We start from the raw sequence: 20,825 nt of genomic DNA, 5'->3' as shown, positions 1-20,825 counted from the left end.
TTTTTGTCATAAGAGTTCACTAAAGATATTTGCGTTTAGGCCTAGCCAATCAGCCCAGGATAAATTGCCAGACCATGGGCTTACTTCGCGCTTTGCAGCACAAGACCAGAGGCGATCGCCATCACGATCAGGTTGGGTAACCAGGCCGCCAAAATGGGGTGCAAATACCCAGCCACACCCACGGAACTGATCATAAAGGCGAGAAAATAATACCCAAAGATTAATCCCACACAGAGGCCAAACCCCGTGGCTTTCCCGGCACTCTGGGGCCGTAAACCAATGGCTGCCCCCACCACACCCAGGGCAAGACAAATGAAGGGAAAGGAAATTTTCTCTTGGAACCGCACCCGCAACTTCCGCAACCAAGCCTCATCCCGGTCAGGGTCAGCGGCGACAGTCTGCATGTACTGCTGGAGTTGGGCTAGGCTCATATCTTCGTGTTTGGGTAATTCTTCGTCCACCCGTAGCTCGTTGCTGAGTTGAATTTGGTGGCGGTCAAAGCGCAGCACATTACGGTAGGAGCCGTCGATATCAATGAAGTAGATAATGCCATTTTGAAAATTCCACTGATTACGGGCGAGATCCCAGCCAGCGGCATCGGCGGTGACAATTTGATTCAGGCTGCCGTTGGAGCGGTCGATGATCGTCAGATCTTTCATCTGCTGCCCATCAAATTCGGCGGCATAGAATAGGCGCTTGAGGACATCATCTTCGCCATATTCAGGATAAATAATTTTCTCATCTCGAAAAGGCGCTTGTTTTTGTAAAAAGGCTTGTTCAAGGGTTTGGGTGGCCTGAGCATTGGCGAGGGGGATCACTTGGTCTTTAAAAACGAAGGTGATTGCTGTGGCCAAGATACTGAAAATGAGGGCCGGTAAAACGAGGCGATAAACACTAATCCCCAGGCTGCGGAGGGCGATAATTTCGCTGTCTCCAGAGAGGCGACTGTAAACAATGAGGGTCGCCAGCAAAACGGCCATCGGCAGGGCAAAACCGATAAATTCCGGCATTTTCAGGGCCATGACCTTCAGAGCCACATCAAAGAGCAACCGAGATTCTCGCACCTGGGCCAAGAGATCAAAGAGGCTACCGACGGCAATCCCCAGGGCGGAAAATAGCCCCAGGCCAAACGCAAAAGCTAGATTGAGTTCACCGATGATGTAGCGGTCTAAAACGGCAAGATTTTTGAGCAAAGATTTCATTGAAGCGGCAGGGTGGCAATGGCTTGGGTGAAGTCGTTGATATTGTGGTTCAATTCTTTGGCGATCGCCAATCCCCTTTGGAGCGCAACGAGGGCATCGGGGTAGCGGCCCGCCTGTTCATAGAGGGTGCCGAGGGTGCGGTAGGTTTCCATCATCCCAAAGCGGTTATAGCTCGCTTCTTGGACGGTAATCAGTTGTTCATAGACCTGGAGGCCAGAGGCGTTTTTCTCTTGGGCCAGGTAAAGGGTCGCCAACTGGGTGAGGGCACTTTCGGCGGCGTCAAAATACTCCAGTTCCCAGGCGAGGGTAAAGGCATCGCGGCTAAAGCTTACGGCCTGGGGATAATCCTGGAGTTGCCTGTAATTTTCGGCGATTTGTTGGTAGGTGCGGATCAGTCGGGGCAAGTTTTGTGCTTGGAAATAAACAGCGGTGAGTTGCCGTTGCTGGGCGATCGCCTTTTCGGGCTGCTGGGTTTGCTCGTAGAGGGCGGCGAGTTGTTCCCGGTCTGCGTCCGTGAGGGCGTAGAGGGTTGCGATTTCTTCTAGGGCATTGAGGGCGGCCTTGGTGTTAAACCAATCTAGGGCCAATTGGGTAATTAGGCGCAAAATTTCTGGTTTGTAGGGATCTTCGAGGGTCTCTAGGTGCTGCCGATAGAGGGCGATCGCCCGTTGGGAATCCCGAATTTGTTCATAGGCCGTGGCCAGGGGCAGCAGGAGATTATAGTCTTGGGGAAAATTTTGTTGTTCGATGGCCACCAAACGTTCGGTAATAATGCGTACTGGCTCCGTTTGATTATCTTCCCAGGCGATCGCCCCGATTCGTCCCAGGCTTTCCACTTCGGCTTGGCGATCCGGTAAAACTTGCCGTAACCGCAGTTGCCGCCACCACCGAGAAAAAGCCGCCTCTTTATTTCCCGCGGCCCATTGCTCGAACCCCTCAGCCTCTAGGGTGATAATTGTCTGGGTTAGTTGGGCGACTTGGGACTCACTCAAAGGGCGATCGCCCTGCTGGGTTGGGAGTAAAGGATCCTGAATTGGCCCTACCAGAGATGCCGCCGAAACCTGCCCGGCCCCCATCATTAAGCTGAGGCTAAGAAAAAGCAAAAGTTTGCGATAACAATTGGTCATGGGGTTTACTCTATTAACAATGGCGAGAAAGGCTTCCCGTCACAGTTTCGATCCTCTGCATAAAAAGTATATGTCCTCTGCGAAAACCGCCAGTAAACTCAAAACTGACCTCGATAATCCGCAATATTATTTTAATCGGGAACTCAGTTGGCTTGAATTTAACCGCCGCGTTCTCAGTGAGGGATTGGACGACCGCAACGTACTACTAGAGCGCCTCAAATTTCTCGCCATTTTTAGCAATAACCTCGACGAATTTTTCATGGTGCGGGTTGCCGGACTGAAGCAACAAGTGGAGGCCGGGGTCAGCAAACTCTCCTTTGATGGGCGCAATCCAGCCGAACAACTCCAAGACATTTACGAACGCCTCAAACCCCTCGTCCAACTCCAGGATCAGCATTTTCAACACACCCTTAAGCCCCTCCTCGCCCAGGAAGGAATTCACCTCGTTGACTACCTCGACCTCAACCGAGAACAACGGAACTATTTCCATGACTTTTACCAGGAGCATATTTTCCCCGTCCTGACGCCCCTCGCCGTTGATCCGAGTCACCCATTTCCCCACATTTCTAACCTCAGCCTAAACCTTGCGGTGGTGATTAAAGAACCAGAAAACGAGGAACAAGAAAGATTTGCCCGGGTCAAGGTGCCAGGGAATTTTCCGCGGTTTGTCACATTACCCCCAGAGCTTTGCTATTACCCCGATCAAGAAAAAGTGATTTGGGTGGGGGTGCCCATCGAACAGGTGATCGCCCATAATCTGGATACCCTCTTCCCCCAGATGAATATCCAGGAGTGCTATGCCTTTCGGGTCACTCGCAATGCGTCTCTTTCGGTGGAAGAGGACGAAGCCGATGATTTGATGATCGCTATCGAGGAACAGTTACATAAGCGGCGGTTTAGCGGTTCTGTGGTGCGCCTCGAAATTCACCATTCCATGCCGGAAGATGTGCGACAAATGCTCATCAAGGAAATGGATCTCCAGGACATTGATGTCTATGAAGTAGAGGGTTTAATTGGTCTAGATTCTTTATTTACGTTCCTCGGTTTGCCCCTCAAGCACCTCAAGGACAAACCCTGGTCACCCACTGCCCCGGCTTGGCTTGATGCGGGGAAGGGGAGCCGTTCTTCGGAAGATTTTGAGTCGGATTTTTTTGAGTTGATTCGCCAGGGCGATCGCCTTTTGCACCATCCGTACCATTCTTTTTCTGCCACCGTTCAGGCTTTCATTACCCAAGCGGCGAAGGATCCCGATGTGCTGGCGATTAAAATGACCCTCTACCGGACTTCCGGTGATTCACCGATTATTCAATCCCTCATCGAAGCCGCCCAAAATGGGAAACAGGTGGCGGTATTAGTCGAGTTAAAAGCCCGCTTTGATGAAGAAAATAATATTAACTGGGCCAGAACCCTCGAACAAAAAGGCGTTCATGTGGTCTATGGCCTGGCTGGGCTAAAAACCCACACCAAAATTGTCCTGGTGGTGCGCCAAGAGAAAGAGAAAAAAATTCGCCGCTACGTGCACATTGGCACCGGCAACTACAACCCGAAAACCGCCCGCCTCTATACGGATCTAGGCTTACTGAGTTGTCGTGAGGATTTGGGGGCAGATCTCACGGATTTGTTTAACTTTCTCACGGGTTATTCCCGCCAAAGTTCCTACCGTAAGTTATTGGTGGCCCCCGTCACCCTCCGGTCTCGCATGGTGGCAATGATCGAACGGGAGATTGCCCATGTCAAAAATGGCGGCAGTGGACGGATCGTCGCGAAAATGAACTCCCTAGTCGATCTAGAAATGATCCAAACCCTTTATCGGGCGTCCCAAGCGGGGGTGGAAATTGATCTGATTGTGCGGGGGATCTGTTGTCTCCGTCCCGGCGTCGAGGGCCTCAGTGAAAATATCCGCGTCATCAGTATTATTGGGCGGTTCCTGGAACACTCGCGCATTTACTATTTCCAAAACGATGGGGCTGAGGAAATGTACATCGGTAGCGCCGATTGGATGACCCGTAACCTGAGTCGTCGGGTGGAAGCAGTGACCCCCGTAGAGGATCCCAAGTTAATTGGCGATCTCAACGAGATCCTGGGGATTATGTTGTCCGATAACCGCTTATCTTGGCAGCTCCAGCAGGACGGCCATTACCACCAAAAAGAACCCCATGCCGATGGCCACAGCGACAGCACCCACGATATTTTGATGCAGATGGCTCTCCAGGACAGCTTAGATTAGTTTTCGTTGTCGCGCGTTTCAAATTCTGTGGTAGCATCCTAACGCTTTTGGCTTGAACTTTTTGTTACGGAGACACATTGAATTTAAGCGTTTTAAAACGGGAATGGTTTGCCAATGTGCGGGCGGATATGCTGGCTGGTGCAGTGGTGGGATTGGCGTTGATCCCAGAGGCGATCGCCTTTTCGATTATCGCTGGGGTTGATCCAAAGGTGGGCTTATATGCCTCGTTTATCATTGCGGTGATGACAGCCTTTCTGGGGGGTAGACCCGGCTCCATCTCAGCGGCCACGGGAGCGATGGCCCTGTTGATGATTGATCTGGTGAAAGATCATGGCCTGGAGTATTTGTTTGCGACGACTCTCCTGACGGGCGTGATTCAGGTGATCTTTGGGTTCCTCAAACTGGGCCGCCAGATGAAATATGTGCCGCGGGCGGTGGTCTTGGGCTATGTGAATGCTTTGGCGGTGTTGATTTTCTTGGCCCAACTGCCCCAACTGATCGGGAAATCGCCAATGGTTTATGTTCTCACGGCGTTATCTCTGGTGATTATCTATGGTTTACCCCGGCTGACGACGGTAGTGCCTTCACCCCTGGTGACTTTGGCGGTGATGACGGTGGCGGCGATCGCCTTAAATCTAGACGTTCCCACGGTGGGGGATATGGGCGAACTGCCCACGGCCCTGCCCTTTTTCCGTTTACCCCAGGTGCCCCTGAACTGGGAAACGCTGCAGATTATTTTTCCCTATGCAATCACCCTGGCAATTGTCGGTCTCCTGGCTTCATTCTTAACGGCTTCTTTAGTGGATGAGTTGACCGATACCCCCAGTGATAAAAACCAAGAGGCGAAGGGGCAGGGCTTTGCCAACATTCTCACAGCCTTTTTTGGCGGCATGGCGGGCTGCGGCATGATTGGCCAATCGGTGATCAATGTCCAATCCGGTGGCCGGGGGCGTTTATCGACCCTGTGTGCGGGGATTTTTCTGTTGATTGCGATTTTGGGTCTCCAGGATTGGGTGCAACAGATGCCCATGGCGGCTTTGGTGGCGATTATGATCATGGTCTCCGTTGGGACGTTCCGCTGGTCTTCTCTCAAAAATTTGTCCCGTCTGCCGCGCAGTGAATCCATGGTGATGCTGACGACGATGACGGTAATTATCCTGACCCGCAATTTTGCCCTGGGAGTCGCGACGGGCATTGTGATGAGTACGGTCTTTTTCTCCAATAAGATTGCCCAGGTTGTTTTGGTGGACAAGCGGGTGGAAGCTGGGGGCGATCGCCATGTTTATACCGTCCGGGGGCAAATCTTTTTTGTCTCTAAGGAAGAATTTTTTGACGCCTTTAATTTTGAAGAAGTCGTTGATCAAGTCGTCATCGATCTCAGCGCCGCCCACCTCTGGGATCAAGGGGCTGTGGAAATGCTCGACCGCATCGTGGCGAAGTTTCACCGCACCGGAGCCGAGGTGGAATTGCTGGGCCTCAACGCCGAAAGTGCGAAACTGGTAGATAAGCTGGCCACCTATAGTAAAAAACACACCGCGAAAGTAACCCCGGCCCCCGTAGACGTTTCTTGAAAAGCTTGAAAAACCATGCAACGAATTTTGTTATGCACCGACGGCTCTAACTTTGCCCAGAGCAATTATCAATATGCCGCTTGGTTTGGCGATCGCCTGGGGGCCACCATCAACGTACTCCATGTCACCGACGCCCGGAGTAGGGCTGCCGCCGATGCCCGTAATTTTAGTGGCAGCATTGGCCTGGGAACGTCTGAAAGTCTCCTTCAACGTTTGGTCGCCCTTGAACATGAAAAAGCAAAACTCGACCACGAACGGGCAAAATTAATTCTCCAAGAAGCCCAAGAAACCCTAAGTGCCGCTGGCCAGCCCCCCGCAAAACTCCTCCATGAAGTGGGCTATTTTATTGATTGTCTCCAACACCTAGAACAAAATACCGATCTAATTATCTTGGGCAAACGAGGGGAATCAGAAAATATCGCCCCCGATCACCTCGGAGCTAATTTAGAGCGTCTGATTCGGTCGAGCCATAAACCCTGCCTGGTCACCTCCCGCGAATTTCAACCCATCGATCGCCTCCTCGTCGCCTACGATGACAGTCCCAGTTGCCGCAAACTCCTCGACTTTTTGGGTGAATGTGCCGCCCTCAAAGCCTTAGAAATCCATGTGCTGACCGTCACGAAAAAACCCGGTGATGCCACGACAAATCCCTGCCTTACCCAGGCCAAACAACGATTGAGCACCGCTGGCATTGAGGCCCATTACCACCTTGTTCCAGGCAACTCCGAAACGGCGATCGCCCAATTTTGTGACCAAGCCAAAATAAACCTGTTAATGATTGGTGCCTATGGCCATAGCCGCATTCGCCACTTCGTCATTGGCAGCACCACCGCCCAAATCCTCCGGAGCAGTCGTATTCCCGTCTTCGTTTATCGCTAACTGTTTACCGACCTCCGAGGAACACTCCAGAAAGTAAAAATAAAAGTATCATCTGGGACATTACAAAAAAATCATTCCTATAATTTCTAGTTATGTAGTGCACAGGGATTGGCTGTTTGCCAGGGTGATGGCTTGGGATTACCACCATTGTGAGACCAACTATGGCAACAAGTATCTCTGTGTTGACTCGCAAGAGGAAATTATTAATGCATGACCACATCACGAACACCGGCGGCAAATGTCCAGTAATGCACGGTGCCCTGACCACGAGCAGCATGGCGACAAACATGGAGTGGTGGCCAAAAGCCCTCAATCTGGACATTCTGCACCAGCACGACCACAAAACCAACCCAATGGGCGCAGATTTCAATTATCAAGATGCAGTCAAAACCCTTGACGTTGATGCCCTCAAGCGGGATCTCCATGCACTAATGACAGACAGCCAGGACTGGTGGCCCGCAGATTGGGGACATTACGGTGGGTTGATGATTCGGATGACTTGGCACGCCGCCGGCACCTATCGGATCGCAGACGGTCGGGGCGGTGCTGGGACGGGTAATCAACGTTTTGCTCCGATCAACTCTTGGCCCGACAACACCAACCTAGACAAGGCCCGTCGCCTCCTCTGGCCGATCAAAAAGAAATATGGCAATAAATTGAGTTGGGCCGATTTAATCGCCTATGCTGGCACCATTGCCTATGAGTCCATGGGACTAAAAACCTTTGGCTTTGCCTTTGGCCGTGAGGACATCTGGCATCCCGAAAAAGATATTTATTGGGGTTCAGAAAAAGAATGGCTGGCTCCCAGTGATAACCCCCACAGTCGCTATTCCGGGGAGCGGGATCTAGAAAATCCGTTAGCTGCGGTAATGATGGGCTTAATCTATGTCAATCCTGAAGGTGTAGATGGTAATCCAGATCCCCTCAAAACAGCCCATGATATTCGGATCACTTTTTCGCGGATGGCGATGAACGATGAGGAAACCGTCGCCCTTACCGCTGGCGGCCATACCGTGGGTAAGTGCCATGGTAATGGGGATGCAACCTTACTCGGCCCAGAACCCGAAGCCGCCGATCTCGATGACCAAGGTTTGGGTTGGCTGAATAAGACCCAACGTGGCATTGGTCGTAACACCGTCACTAGCGGCATTGAAGGAGCCTGGACTACATATCCCACCCAATGGGACAACGGTTATTTTCGGCTATTGCTCAACTACGATTGGGAACTGAAAAAAAGCCCAGCGGGAGCCTGGCAATGGGAACCGATCAATATCAAAGAAGAAGACAAGCCCGTTGATGTTGAAGATCCATCGATCCGCCTTAGCCCGATTATGACCGACGCCGACATGGCGATGAAAATGGATCCGGACTATCGGCAAATATCCGAGCGGTTTTACCAAGATCCAGCCTATTTTGCCGAAACCTTTGCCCGGGCCTGGTTCAAACTCACGCACCGGGATATGGGGCCGAAGTCCTGCTACATTGGCCCAGATGTGCCCCAGGAAAATTTATTGTGGCAAGATCCGATTCCGGCGGGCAAGACGGACTACGATCCGCAAGCGGTTAAGGAAAAAATTGCGGCCAGTGGTTTAAGCGTTAGTGAAATGGTCTGTACGGCCTGGGACAGTGCGAGAACGTTTCGTGGCTCAGACAAACGCGGTGGGGCAAATGGCGCGAGAATTCGCTTGGCTCCCCAAAAGGATTGGGCAGGGAATGAACCGACCCGCTTGGCTAAGGTGTTGCCAGTACTAGAGGCGATCGCCACTGAGACTGGAGCCAGTGTCGCAGATGTAATTGTCCTGGCAGGCAATGTTGGCATTGAGCAAGCGGCCCAAGCGGCGGAAGTGGAGATTACGGTGCCCTTTGCCCCAGGTCGTGGTGATGCGACGGCGGACATGACCGATGTAGAGGGATTCGCAGTGTTAGAGCCCCTCCACGATGGCTACCGGAACTGGCTCCAAAAAGACTATGTGGTCAGCCCCGAAGAATTAATGCTCGACCGCACACAGTTGATGGGACTGACCGCTCCTGAGATGACTGTTTTGGTTGGTGGGATGCGTGTACTGGGCACTAATTATGGCGGCACCAAGCATGGCGTGCTCACAGACCGCGAGGGCGCATTGACCAATGATTTCTTCGTCAATCTGACGGATATGAAATATACCTGGAAGCCAGCCGGTAAGAACCTTTATGAAATTGGCGATCGCCACACCAGTGAAGTCAAGTGGACAGCCACCCGGGTTGATCTCGTTTTTGGCTGTAACTCTATCCTGCGGGCCTATGCCGAAGTCTATGCCCAAGACGACAGCAACGAGAAATTTATCCAGGATTTTGTTGCGGCCTGGACAAAAGTGATGAATGCAGATCGCTTTGATCTAGCTTGATTTCTGAGTTAAATCCCCACATGATTGCGCTTCTTTGAGTGGGTGAGTGTGGGGATTTAGAAAAAATTACTGATCTAGCTTGAGAACTGCCATAAACGCCTCTTGAGGCACATCGACCGTACCAATCGACTTCATGCGCTTCTTACCTTTCGCCTGTTTCTGGAGCAGCTTTTTCTTCCGGGAAATATCACCACCGTAGCACTTCGCCAAAACGTCCTTGCGTAGGGCTGGAATATGCTCACTGGCAATGATTTTAGAACCGATCGCCGCCTGAATCGGAATCTTAAACTGGTGACGGGGAATTAACTCTTTGAGCTTCTCGGCCATCGCCCGTCCCACATTGTAGGCCTTGTCCCGATGGACAATCATCGCGAGGGAATCCACCGAATCCTTGTTCACCAAAATATCCAAGCGCACCAACTGTCCAACTCGGTAGCCGATTAACTGATACTCCATGCTGGCATAACCCCTGGTGCGAGACTTCAACTGATCAAAAAAGTCCGTCACCACCTCTGCCAGGGGCAGTTCATAGATGATATTCGTGCGACTTTCGGTGAAATATTTCATGTCCTTGAAAATGCCTCGTCGCGTTTGGCACAGATCCATAATGGTGCCCACAAACTCTTCCGGGGTAATGACATCCACTTGAATGTAGGGCTCTTCGATTTTTTCTCGTTTTTGGGGATCTGGTAATTGACTGGGGTTATCAATTTCCATCACTTCCCCATCCGTCGTGGTGACCCGATACACCACCGAAGGGGCCGTTGTAATCAAATCAAGGTTATATTCCCGCTCCAAACGTTCCTGGACAATTTCTAGGTGGAGGAGGCCCAGGAAGCCACACCGAAAACCAAACCCCATGGCGCTGGAAGTTTCTGGCTCAAAGGAAAGGGCCGCATCGTTCAGTTTCAATTTATCGAGAGCGTCCCGCAGATCTGAATATTGGTCGGCATCGGTGGGGAAAAGACCGCAGAAAACCATCGGTTTCGCTTCGGTGTAACCCGGTAGCGGTGCTGGTGCTGGGTGGACAGCGGAGGTGATCGTATCGCCGACCCGTGCATCTTCAACGGATTTGATCGCCGCCGCAAAGTAGCCTACTTCTCCGGCGTGGAGAGCGTCTACTTGCACTTGGTTTGGTGCAAGGACGCCCAGTTCATCGATTTCATATTCTTTTTTGGAGGCCATCAGGCGCACTTTGTCGCCTTTTTTAACTTCGCCATCCATCACCCGGAAATAAACAATTACGCCACGGTAGGGGTCATAGTAACTGTCAAAAATGAGCGCCCGCAACGGTTGATCGATGGTATCGGCCGGGGGCGGTACCTGTTGGACAATGGACTCTAAAATATCGTTGATGCCGAGGCCCTGTTTGGCGGAAGCTCGAATAATGTCAGTGCAATCTAAACCGACCACTTCTTCAATTTCTTCGGTAACTCGATCAGGTTCAGCACCGGGCAGGTCGATTTTGTTTAAAACGGGAATAATTTCTAGGTTGTTGTCCAGGGCGAGGTAAACGTTGGCAAGGGTCTGGGCTTCAACCCCTTGGGAGGCATCTACGACCAGTAACGCCCCTTCACAGGCGGCCAAGGAGCGCGATACTTCGTAGGAAAAGTCAACGTGGCCTGGGGTATCGATGAGGTTGAGGATATATTCTTCGCCATCCTTCGCCACATAACGCATCCGTGCGGCCTGGAGCTTGATGGTGATTCCCCGTTCCCGCTCCAGTTCCATATTGTCGAGGAACTGTTCTTTCATATCCCGTTGCGCCACTGTTTGGGTGTCCTGGAGCATTCGGTCTGCCAGGGTTGATTTCCCGTGGTCGATGTGGGCAATGATCGAAAAATTACGAATACGAGAGACAGGAACGTCAGTCATGGAAGATCCACTAATTTTTGAAAAACTTTACTTATTTTAACTAATGAAGGGGGAAAGACGAGGGAAGGAGCCAGGATTGCCACGGATTTGGGGAGAATTTTCTGGAAAGTTAACGAGGGATTTAGGCTCGTTTGCGGCGACTGAGGCGAATCCCCTGTTCTTTGAGAATTTTACGCACCGTTTCGCGGCAAATGTGCTTGACAATTTTTTGGGCTTTGAGTTCTCGCACCAGGAGACTGAGGGACCAAGAGTCGTGGCCAGGGGGAGGCCCGTCGTGGTAGAGGGCAAGGAGTTTGGCGATCTTAGCGTCGCTGAGTTTGGGTTTGATTGGCGGTTGCGCCCTGGGTTTACGGCCGAGGGCTTGGGTTTCGCCGTCGCTGACAAAAAGTTTACGGACACGGGCGACGGTGTTGGGATGAACGCTCAGGGCCTGGGCGATTTGTTGATCTTGCCAGTTGCCGTCGGGGTGGGCGCGGTCGGCCATGAGTAGAATACGGGCATGGAGCATTTTCTTGGCTGGTTGGTAACCATTACGGGCGATCGCCCAGAGTCTTTCCCGTTGTTCAGTGCTCAAACACACCTTGTATTTAGTCCGCCTGCCCATAGAACCCGATAAAATAAACTGAAAATTTGCTTCAATCCTGCTCAAAATTCACAAAAAATCGCCCTTAATTTACCATGACTATTGCACCACGCAGACAACCCGGCCGTGCCAAACGTAATCGTACCAGTCTGCTTTTTGAGCGGGGTATGGCTCTCTTGGCCTCTGCTAATTTGGTGTTAGTCCTCTTTGACCTGAGTTACATCCCCCTGCGTAATTTCTGGCTACAGGGCCGAGTTCAATTTTACGCACGCATCGCTAAATATGAATGGAAATTTCCCGCCGAGCCGGTGCGCATTCTCCCGGTTAATGTAACCCACGCCTATGACTGGGTAAAGGGCATCGAAGAAAATCGCGATACCGCCTACTATCTCCAACGGGTCGAAGATCTCCAAGCAAAAATTCAGCAGATTAACGATCTGACCCTCCGGTCTACAGGTTCAAATAATGGCATTGTCGGCTCTGGCGATCGCCAAGACATCACCACCCAACTCCGCCGCTACAACCAAGAACAAGAAGCCATCCTTGCCGACCTCCGGGAACTGAGCGTTGAGATGGTGGATACCAATCCCTTTGAAATCGCCAACAAAACAGGCACCCTTGAGAAGATTAAAAACCGGATGCGTCGTCACGTTTTTGGCGATGCCTCTGCCTCCTCCAAAGATGCCTTTCAACTCTTTTGGAGCAGTGAATATCTCTCAGAAAATGGCTGGCGTGAAGAATTCAACTTTTACGAACGCGAAATCGAACCCCTCCTAGAAACCAACTATTTCCGTCCCATTGGCGAAAATGGCAAATACATTGATAACTTTGGCATTCTCGATTTTCCCTTCTTTCTCGCTTTCCTCCTCGAATTTCTGGCCCGGAGTTGGTACATCAGTCGGCGTCGCACAGGCGTAAGTTGGTTTGATGCCATGCTCTGGCGTTGGTACGATATCTTTCTGCTGATTCCTCTTTTCCGTTGGTTACGAGTGATTCCTGTGATCGTTCGTCTCAATCAAGCCGACCTTATTGATCTCAGCGCAATCCAAAAGCAAGCCAGTCAAGGTTTTGTTGCTGGCATCGCCGAAGATATTACCGAAGTCGTTGTCATTCGGATTATCAATCAAATCCAAGGCTCCATCCACCGGGGTGAATTTGCCACTCTTTTGGCCCAAACCACCAGCCGAGAATATGTCGATCTAAACGATATCAATGAACCCGTCGAGCTCGCAAAGCTCATGGCCAACCTCTTAGTCCACCAAGTTTTACCCAAAATTCAGCCCGAAGCCGAAGCCGTTATTCGCCATACCCTGGATCGAGTCATTTCCATGTCCCCTGCCTACCAAGGCTTACAGATGCTGCCCGGCATTGGCGATCTTAAAGGCACCCTGGCCAAACAACTTTCCCATCAACTTTATCAAGTCACCGCAGACACCCTCAAAGCAGTCCTCGAAGAAGACCCTGTCTTTGAACAACTGCTCGAAGAACTCTTAACCCAACTCACCAGCAGCATCACCTCCGAGATCCAAGGCCAAGAAAGCCTCGCCCAAATGGAATCATTGATCAATGACCTCCTTGAAGAAGTCAAGATTAATTATGTTGAGAGACTCTCTGAAGAAGATGTCGAAGACATTCTGGAACAAACCCGTGCCCTGCGGCAGATGACCCGTTAAATTCACCCATAAAAAAACGAGGGTAAATCACTTACCCCCGCTGTTTATTTACATTGCCAATACGATTGAAATCACAATGGCGATCGCTTACTTGGTTTCAGAGAACTCTGCATCAATGACATCGTCCCCACCATCGTTGCCGCCACTACCACCGGGCGCAGCGCCACCCGCTGCCGCATTCGGGTCAAACCCTGCGGCGGAAGGATCACCACCAGCTTGTTGGTAGATGTTGCTGCCAATGGTGTAGAGCAACTGTTGCAGTTCCGGCATTAATGTCGAGATTTTCTCATCATTTTCCTGGGCAACCGCTTCCTTGAGATCTTTAATCATTTGGTCAGCTTTGCTCTTGTCGTCGGCGGGCACTTTGTCACCGAGCTCTTCGAGTTGCTTTTCAGCTTGGTAAACGAGGGAATCTGCCTGATTCTTGCGGTCAATTTTTTCGCGGCGTTCCTTATCTGCTGCGGCATTGGCCTCTGCCTCGCTAACCATCCGTTCTACTTCGTCATCCGGTAATGTCGATGCACCAGTAATACTGATGGATTGTTCTTTACCAGTGCCCTTGTCTTTCGCCATGACGTTCAGGATACCGTTGGCATCAATGTCAAAGGTTACTTCGATCTGGGGTACACCACGGGGAGCCGGCGGAATGCCATCGAGACGGAAGGTCCCAAGGCTCTTGTTGTCCTTGGACATTTCCCGTTCACCCTGCAGGACATGGATTTCGACGTTGGTTTGACCATCAACAGCGGTGGAGAAGACCTCTGATTTTTTGGTCGGGATGGTGGTGTTTCTCGGAATAATCTTGGTCATCACGCCACCGAGGGTTTCTACACCCAAAGATAGGGGCGTAACGTCGAGGAGGAGAATGTCTTTAACTTCACCCGCAAGGACGCCACCTTGGATCGCCGCACCGATCGCCACAACTTCGTCGGGGTTCACAGTCTGGTTGGGCTTTTTACCCAGCACGCGCTCAACGACATCTTGCACGGCGGGAATTCGGGTAGAGCCCCCAACGAGAACGATTTCATCGATGGCAGACTTGTCGAGTTTGGCATCACGGATCGCGTTTTCAACGGGGATGCGGCAGCGGTCGATTAAGTCAGCACAAAGCTCTTCAAATTTCGCCCGGGTTAGGCTCATGTCGAGGTGCTTCGGGCCATCTTGGGTTGCGGTGATAAAGGGGAGGTTGATGTCCGCTTGGGTAACGTTAGACAATTCGATTTTTGCTTTTTCAGCAGCTTCGGTCAGACGTTGGAGGGCTTGCTTGTCTTTGCGGAGATCAATGCCTTCGGTGCGTTGGAATTCTTCGGCTAAGAAATCAACGATCTTTTTGTCGAAGTCATCCCCACCTAGGTGTGTATCACCGGAAGTCGCGAGAACTTCAAAGACACCGTCACCGACTTCCAGGATGGAAACGTCGAAGGTTCCACCACCAAGGTCAAAGACGAGGATCGTTTCGTTACTCTTCTTATCTAAACCATAGGCGAGGGAGGCCGCGGTGGGTTCGTTGATAATCCGCAGCACTTCTACCCCGGCGATTTTCCCGGCGTCCTTAGTGGCTTGGCGTTGGGAGTCATTGAAGTATGCAGGAACAGTGATAACAGCCTGGGTAACGGGTTCACCGAGGTACTTACTGGCATCTTCGATCAGCTTGCGGAGCACCTGGGCAGAGATTTCTTCGGGGGCGAATTTTTTCTCTTTGGCGGGGCAATCAATTTTGACGTTGCCGGTGCTGTCGCGTTCTACTTTGTAAGCAACTTCGGTGGATTCGTTGCTGACTTCACTGTGTTTGCGGCCGATGAAACGCTTCACGGAGTAAAAGGTGTTGCCAGGGTTCATCACGGCTTGACGCTTGGCGATTTGCCCTACGAGCAAGTCTCCGTTTTTGGCGTAGGCAACGACGGAGGGGGTAGTTCTAAATCCTTCTGCGTTGGCGATTACAGTCGGCTTACCGCCTTCCATAACGGATACGCAAGAGTTGGTGGTTCCGAGGTCAATACCGACGACTTTTCCCATAGCAGTGTGACTCCAAAGATCAGCGATTTAACTTGAATAAGACTTTCAAATATTGGTGCAAGTATGACGACTAGATATTCTAGGTTCGTTCATATGACTATTCCTATAGTGCTGTGCGATTTAAGGATCTTGATAGTGTAGGTTCCCGAACCTGTGGGGACGGTTTGGAACTTAAAAATCGAACTTGCAAGCATTGTAGCGTGGGGTTGGCCCAGGAATAATTTGGCCGAATACTAAGCGATCGCCCATGATATCTGGGGTCAGGTTGGCGGGCTCATTGACTACATTTACCTGAAGATGAGGGTTTTGCTTAGCTACTTGCAATCCCACAAGGCGTTCATAAAATTGACTTTGGTGTACCTGTTCGCAACCGATAATCGTAATTGAGTTTAACTGCGACAGTTCTTTTTGTTGGGCTGGGCTAGGCATGGTGACCTGACCAGAGGGGAACGTCGTCGCATCAGTAATTTTGTAAATGTGGAAAACAACATGGGCGATCGCCAAACCCAAAACAGCCTGGCGTTGCCAATTGGCCTGTTGGCGGAAATAATCCTTTAACCAAACCACAACTGGTAACAAAGCAAAAATTCCGAGGGGATAAATGAGACTGATGGCGATTTTCCCAAGACGATAGGTGGATTCTAATGGAATATAAGCCAGTAAATAGAAACTATATAAACCCATACCAGTACAACCAGCCAAAAGATCACGTTTAATTACAAAATCTTTGTTGCGGCTGTAGGCTCGATAGAGTTGCCAAAGGCAATAGACACTAAATAATAAACCTAAAACCACATTGAACCAAACACCAAAATCCTTGTTTGCTCCCATAGGTTTCGGCTTTTCTTGAAAAAGACTCCAGGGATTAAGGGGTACAAAATTCGTTCCATGGGATTTCAGTGGATTAATGCTCTTTTGAATTTCATCAAGAATAAATTGAGAATTGAACAGTTTATAAAAGATCAAGCCACAAATCAAAATCAAAACAGCACATTTGCTGTAATCAAAAAATAATTGGCTTAGACTTCTTTCGCTGTATTTTAAATAAATTAAAGTTGTGCAAAAATATACAGCAATAGTAATTGGCAAAAATGCTGGATAAAAAGAAAAAACAACTACTTGAATGCAAAACAAGCAAAGGAAATTTTGGGCATTAAATAAATTCTCATGTAAAGAGGCATTTCGGGCTTGACGAAGAACCAAGGAAATGACAATAATAAACAAGGTATTTGAAAAGTAAGCACTTACTAAAAGCCAATATAATTGGGGAGAAAAAACTGCCCAAATCACTAAAGCAAGATCACTTAAATTCAAGGACTGATTCTGGTCAAGGGGAGTGGCACACCAGTCTTTAAAAAGGGCCATGAATAGAGTTGCTCCTAGCATGCCTTGAAATACTGTAATTCCAAAGGATAGATCAGAAAATAGATACGAAACTATTGCCCCTAAAAATGAACTAAACTTTTTGGGACTACCAAGAAAATAGGCACAAGCAGAATTGTCAGGAAATTCAAAACTATCCGTCATCCCATAAAAATTTAGATTAGTTGTAGTCATTGCGCCATAACGACGAACATAGGCCCAAAAATCAGGGTTTGTATTTAATACCAAGGTATCTAAATTAGAATGACGAGTAACCATGACCCATATTGAAAAAACAAGGCACCAAATACTCGTATAAATAACCAAATGACGATGGCGTTGGATTAAGTGAAATCCAAATAGATCAAAAGCCTTTCGTTGAGTATTTGGCAATAATAAAAATACCAGTCCAAAGACTAATTCAAGGATTACTATTCCATAGAAAGCATTAAAGCAATGATTAAGATAGGCTGTTGATAAACTTAAGACAGCAATTGGCATTGCCCCAACTAAGTATACCGCTGTCAAGCCTAGTGGCCTAAAATAAAAGCAATCCAGCCTGGGAGAGGTAATTGTACTTGTATTAGGCTGCCATTTCTTGTTGCATAGATGGAGGCCATAAAATAATAGTTGGCCATTGAGGTGACAAATAAACCAAAGAAAATATGTTGCCCCCAAGCTACTTAAAAATAGTAAACAAAGAAACGTTAACTTATCCATATTACAAGCTCAAAGAGGAAAATCCAAACTGGAGGAAGGATATTTACGAGTAGTTGATATTAATTATATCGTTACTCGTGTCGTAAGTTTAGCTATCAGGAGAATGAGCCAAAATCCGAAAATTCAGTGCAAATTGACCAGGTAATGAGAGTATATTAGGTGAGAATAATTGCGGGGAATGCTCTTTAATTAAGTCTTTGATTAACCAGAAAATGAAAGTGATTTTAGAGTAGTCCTACCACAATAAAGATAGCGCTTTTCTGGACGAAAAGCGTGTGAAGAAGGTAGCATTCTGGTTCTTTGGCAAAATAAAGCACCCGGAGAATTTTCATAATAATAGTGCTTGCTGCAATGCCATATACATCATCTGCGATACCAACAATTAGGATATTTCTTTTTTGCAAAAGAGAGATTTCGCAAATAGGGCGGCAAAACTAAGCATTAAACTGAGATAGTGGAGATAAGCGACAACAGTACTTAATAATCATGATGCTATAAATAACATTGAAGAGATTTGATAGGGAGCATATATGGGGGCAATCTAACTGCTTTCAGGTAGATTGCTTTTTGCTTTATTGCCTCTTAGTTATTTTAGGGACTTACTCAAAAGTGACTATTTTAAGTCATGGAAAGTTAACGGAAGTCCGCTTGGATGCCGGGGCTGGCAATGTGCGTCACCCAAAGATCGAGGGCTGGGTCGTTTAATTCTTGGGCAACTTGGACTTTGAGGGCTTGGGCTTGGGCGAGGGTTTCGCAGAGGGCAAACACACTGGGACCGGAGCCCGACATCATCGTGCCGATCGCTCCATGTTTGGTAAAGCAGTCACGCAGTTGTTGCACCTGGGGAAATTCGGGTAAAACGACTTTTTCGAGATCGTTATGGAGTTCGCGGGCGATCGCCTGGATATTTTTTTGCTGAATGGCTCTGATCAGGCCGCCGGAATGGATTTGTGTCATGCGGGTATGCCAACTCGCCGCATCTTGTAAATAATGCTCCCCAAATTGAGCGCGGTAGGTTTGGTAGGCCCAGGGGGTAGAAACGGCAATGTTGCTGTACTTTGCGAGGACAATCGGGATGCCATCGAGATCGGGCAATGGGTCTAAAATTTCTCCCCGTCCGGTGGCGATCGCCGTCCCCCCACCAATGCAAAAGGGCACATCTGAACCTAATTCTGCTGCTAAGGTTTGTAATTCCGGTTGGGTTAACCCTAAATCCCAGAGCAAATTCAACCCCACCAATACCGCTGCGCCATCCGTTGACCCCCCAGCCAGTCCCGCCGCCACGGGGATATTTTTTTCGATGGTAATGTCAACTCCACCACCCACCCTGGTGTAGATATCCGCAAAGCGCATCATCATTAACTGGGCGGCTCGGTAGGCAATATTGCTGGCGGTGAGGGGGACTTCGGGATGCTGGCAATAGAGATTGATCTCGCCGCTGCGGTTTTGTCGCACCTCAATCCGGTCGTATAAGCCAATGGTCTGCATCACCATCACCAACTCGTGGAACCCGTCGGGGCGATCGCCCAAAATTTCCAGGTAGAGATTAATTTTTGCGGGGGCAGTCAGAAGATAGGCGGACATCACACAGTACCAAGCAGTAAATCGAGACTATTATCTAGTTTCCCTTGTTTTTTTGGAAATCCCTCCCAATATGAGCCAAGCTTGACCCTTAATATTTCTTGAAAGATCCCTGGCGATCGCCCCCTACCCTTAAGGGCCAGCACCTTTCGCAGTAGCATAGATAGACGAATTGTTGTATGTGGCGGGGTAAGAACAATGCAAAAACCCATTCTTGTTGGCGGTTTAGGTTTAGCCTTATTTTTCGCAGTTTTGGGTCGCTGGCAGGGCAATATTTTCGACCTTGGCGAATGGTTATTTTGGGGGGCGATCGCCTGGGGTGGCCTCCTGCTTTGGCAGAAAAAACAGCCCCAACACCCCCAGGACAATCCCCAGCATCCCCTCAAACGAAAAGACGTTGACCAAGCCATTGCAAACGCCCAACAGTGGGTGATGGCGCTCCAGCAAGAAGTGCCCGATCAAGATTTCACAACCCTCAGGCAAACCCTGGATAACCTTAATCAAGAATTTCAACGGGACCACTTCACCGTGGCGATCGCCGGTGGTCGGGGCACCGGAAAAACAACTCTTCTTCAGCAGCTCCAAGCCACCGCACCAACTTATACCCTCCAGGAAACACCGCCCCTATTTACCGACCTCGCCAGCTATGACCAAGCGGCCCAAAACCAAGTCTTTGCCGCCGACCTGGTGATTTTCCTGGTGAATGGGGATTTGATGGCCTCCCAATGGCAAACCCTCAACCATTGGCACCAAGCTCGCCAGACAATCCTTATCGCCTTCAACAAGCAAGATCAATATCAGCCGGAGCAACGGGAATTGATCCTGAACCAACTGCGGAACCATTGTCAGCCGGCGATCGCCCCCCAAAATATCCTCCCCATCACCGCCGCGCCTCAGGCCATCAAAGTTAAAAAAATCCAAGCCGATGGCACCGCCACCGAACATTTTGAACGCCCGGATCCAGTCGTTGCCCCCCTACAACATCAACTCCAAACTCTCCTCAGTCGGCCCGAAACCCAACAACAACTGCTGTGGTCAACCATCTGGCGCACCGCACGGCTCACCCAGCACAATGCCAAGCAAACCCTCAATCAATTCCGACGGGAACGGGCTTTACCGATCCTCGAAAAATATCAGTGGTTGGCGGCTGGGGCGACCTTTGCCAATCCCGTCGCTGCTTTAGATTTACTGGCCACGGCAGCCGTAACAGGACAAATGATTATGGATGTGGGAGCGGTCTATCAACAGCGTCTTTCTCTGGGTCAGGCCCAGGCGATCGCCACCACCCTCGGCAAACAAATGATCCAACTTGGCCTTGTGGAACTCTCCACCCAAGCCGTCGGCGGGATGCTCAAAACCAACGCGATCACCTACCTTGCCGGGGGTGCTGTCCAGGGAGTCAGTGCTGCCTATCTAACCCACATTGCGGGGCTGAGTTTAATCCAGTATTTCCAAGAACAAAACCCCCAAACTGCCTCTGAATCTCTTAATTTCGAGAAACTCGGCCAGATTCTTAAGCGAGTTTTTGAGCAAAATCAGCGATCGCAATTTTTCGGGAATTTCGTGAAAGGTACCCTAAATCGCCTATCCCCCCAAACGATTAGCTAAGATCTATAGCTAGCCCA

General features: G+C 49.8%; 14 protein-coding genes. 6 read left to right on the top strand and 8 right to left on the bottom strand.

Translation table 11 applies throughout. The annotated features are described in order from the left end of the window. Positions 1 to 80 precede the first annotated feature (80 nt). Both AWQ22_RS12205 and AWQ22_RS12200 read right to left on the bottom strand, forming a co-directional pair. Positions 81 to 1,202 carry an LptF/LptG family permease gene (locus AWQ22_RS12205; protein ID WP_030006909.1) on the bottom strand — a complete coding sequence of 374 codons (1,122 nt, stop codon included), beginning with the start codon at positions 1,200 to 1,202 and terminating at the stop codon, positions 81 to 83. Beyond that, positions 1,199 to 2,329, bottom strand: a complete 1,131-nt coding sequence (locus tag AWQ22_RS12200; protein ID WP_065711258.1) for a lipopolysaccharide assembly protein LapB — start codon at positions 2,327 to 2,329, stop codon at positions 1,199 to 1,201. The genes AWQ22_RS12205 and AWQ22_RS12200 overlap by 4 nt, the downstream gene beginning before the upstream one ends. 70 nt (positions 2,330 to 2,399) lie before the next feature. Between AWQ22_RS12200 and ppk1 the strand changes: the two genes are divergently transcribed. From ppk1 to katG, 4 genes are all read left to right on the top strand, one after another. Beyond that, positions 2,400 to 4,556 (top strand): polyphosphate kinase 1, encoded by a 2,157-nt coding sequence (gene ppk1 / locus AWQ22_RS12195; RefSeq protein WP_062435799.1) that lies wholly within the window; start codon positions 2,400 to 2,402, stop codon positions 4,554 to 4,556. 128 nt (positions 4,557 to 4,684) lie between these two features. Then, the gene (locus AWQ22_RS12190; RefSeq protein ID WP_275938064.1) at positions 4,685 to 6,127 is read left to right on the top strand and encodes a SulP family inorganic anion transporter; all 1,443 of its coding nucleotides are present in this window, start codon (positions 4,685 to 4,687) and stop codon (positions 6,125 to 6,127) included. 15 nt (positions 6,128 to 6,142) lie between these two features. Further along, complete coding sequence (locus AWQ22_RS12185) at positions 6,143 to 7,006, top strand: universal stress protein (RefSeq protein WP_065711256.1); 864 nt, start codon at positions 6,143 to 6,145, stop codon at positions 7,004 to 7,006. 206 nt (positions 7,007 to 7,212) lie between these two features. After that, the gene (gene katG, locus AWQ22_RS12180; protein WP_315862418.1) at positions 7,213 to 9,390 is read left to right on the top strand and encodes a catalase/peroxidase HPI; all 2,178 of its coding nucleotides are present in this window, start codon (positions 7,213 to 7,215) and stop codon (positions 9,388 to 9,390) included. 66 nt (positions 9,391 to 9,456) lie between these two features. Here katG and lepA read toward each other — a convergent pair whose 3' ends face one another. After that, on the bottom strand, positions 9,457 to 11,265 hold the full coding sequence (gene lepA, locus AWQ22_RS12175) for a translation elongation factor 4 (protein ID WP_012308017.1): 1,809 nt from the start codon (positions 11,263 to 11,265) through the stop codon (positions 9,457 to 9,459). A gap of 121 nt (positions 11,266 to 11,386) precedes the next feature. After that, positions 11,387 to 11,869: a helix-turn-helix domain-containing protein gene (locus AWQ22_RS12170; RefSeq protein WP_065711255.1), complete on the bottom strand. Its 483-nt coding sequence runs from the start codon at positions 11,867 to 11,869 to the stop codon at positions 11,387 to 11,389. A 74-nt stretch (positions 11,870 to 11,943) separates the two neighbouring features. Between AWQ22_RS12170 and AWQ22_RS12165 the strand changes: the two genes are divergently transcribed. Then, on the top strand, positions 11,944 to 13,521 hold the full coding sequence (locus tag AWQ22_RS12165) for a hypothetical protein (RefSeq protein WP_065711254.1): 1,578 nt from the start codon (positions 11,944 to 11,946) through the stop codon (positions 13,519 to 13,521). Between the two features lie 87 nt (positions 13,522 to 13,608). Here the strand turns inward: AWQ22_RS12165 and dnaK are convergent, their stop codons facing one another. The 4 genes from dnaK to ispE form a co-directional block, all read right to left on the bottom strand. Beyond that, positions 13,609 to 15,537, bottom strand: a complete 1,929-nt coding sequence (gene dnaK, locus AWQ22_RS12160; RefSeq protein WP_012308014.1) for a molecular chaperone DnaK — start codon at positions 15,535 to 15,537, stop codon at positions 13,609 to 13,611. Between the two features lie 171 nt (positions 15,538 to 15,708). Continuing rightward, positions 15,709 to 17,619 (bottom strand): hypothetical protein, encoded by a 1,911-nt coding sequence (locus AWQ22_RS12155; protein WP_157094624.1) that lies wholly within the window; start codon positions 17,617 to 17,619, stop codon positions 15,709 to 15,711. 224 nt (positions 17,620 to 17,843) lie between these two features. Then, entirely contained in the window at positions 17,844 to 18,023 is a 180-nt protein-coding gene (locus AWQ22_RS17440) for a DUF2214 family protein (protein ID WP_062435789.1), read from the bottom strand. Positions 18,024 to 18,252: 229 nt separating this feature from the next. Further along, the gene (gene ispE / locus AWQ22_RS12145) at positions 18,253 to 19,203 is read right to left on the bottom strand and encodes a 4-(cytidine 5'-diphospho)-2-C-methyl-D-erythritol kinase (protein WP_065711252.1); all 951 of its coding nucleotides are present in this window, start codon (positions 19,201 to 19,203) and stop codon (positions 18,253 to 18,255) included. 195 nt (positions 19,204 to 19,398) lie between these two features. Here ispE and AWQ22_RS12140 point away from each other — a divergent pair, with 195 nt between their 5' ends. Next, on the top strand, positions 19,399 to 20,808 hold the full coding sequence (locus AWQ22_RS12140; protein WP_065711251.1) for a DUF697 domain-containing protein: 1,410 nt from the start codon (positions 19,399 to 19,401) through the stop codon (positions 20,806 to 20,808). Positions 20,809 to 20,825: the final 17 nt, after the last annotated feature.

The organism is Picosynechococcus sp. PCC 7117 (assembly GCF_001693275.1).
Lineage (GTDB): Bacteria > Cyanobacteriota > Cyanobacteriia > Cyanobacteriales > MRBY01 > MRBY01.
The sequence above is the reverse complement of the archived record's forward strand: the minus strand, read 5'-3'. Positions and strand labels throughout refer to the sequence as shown.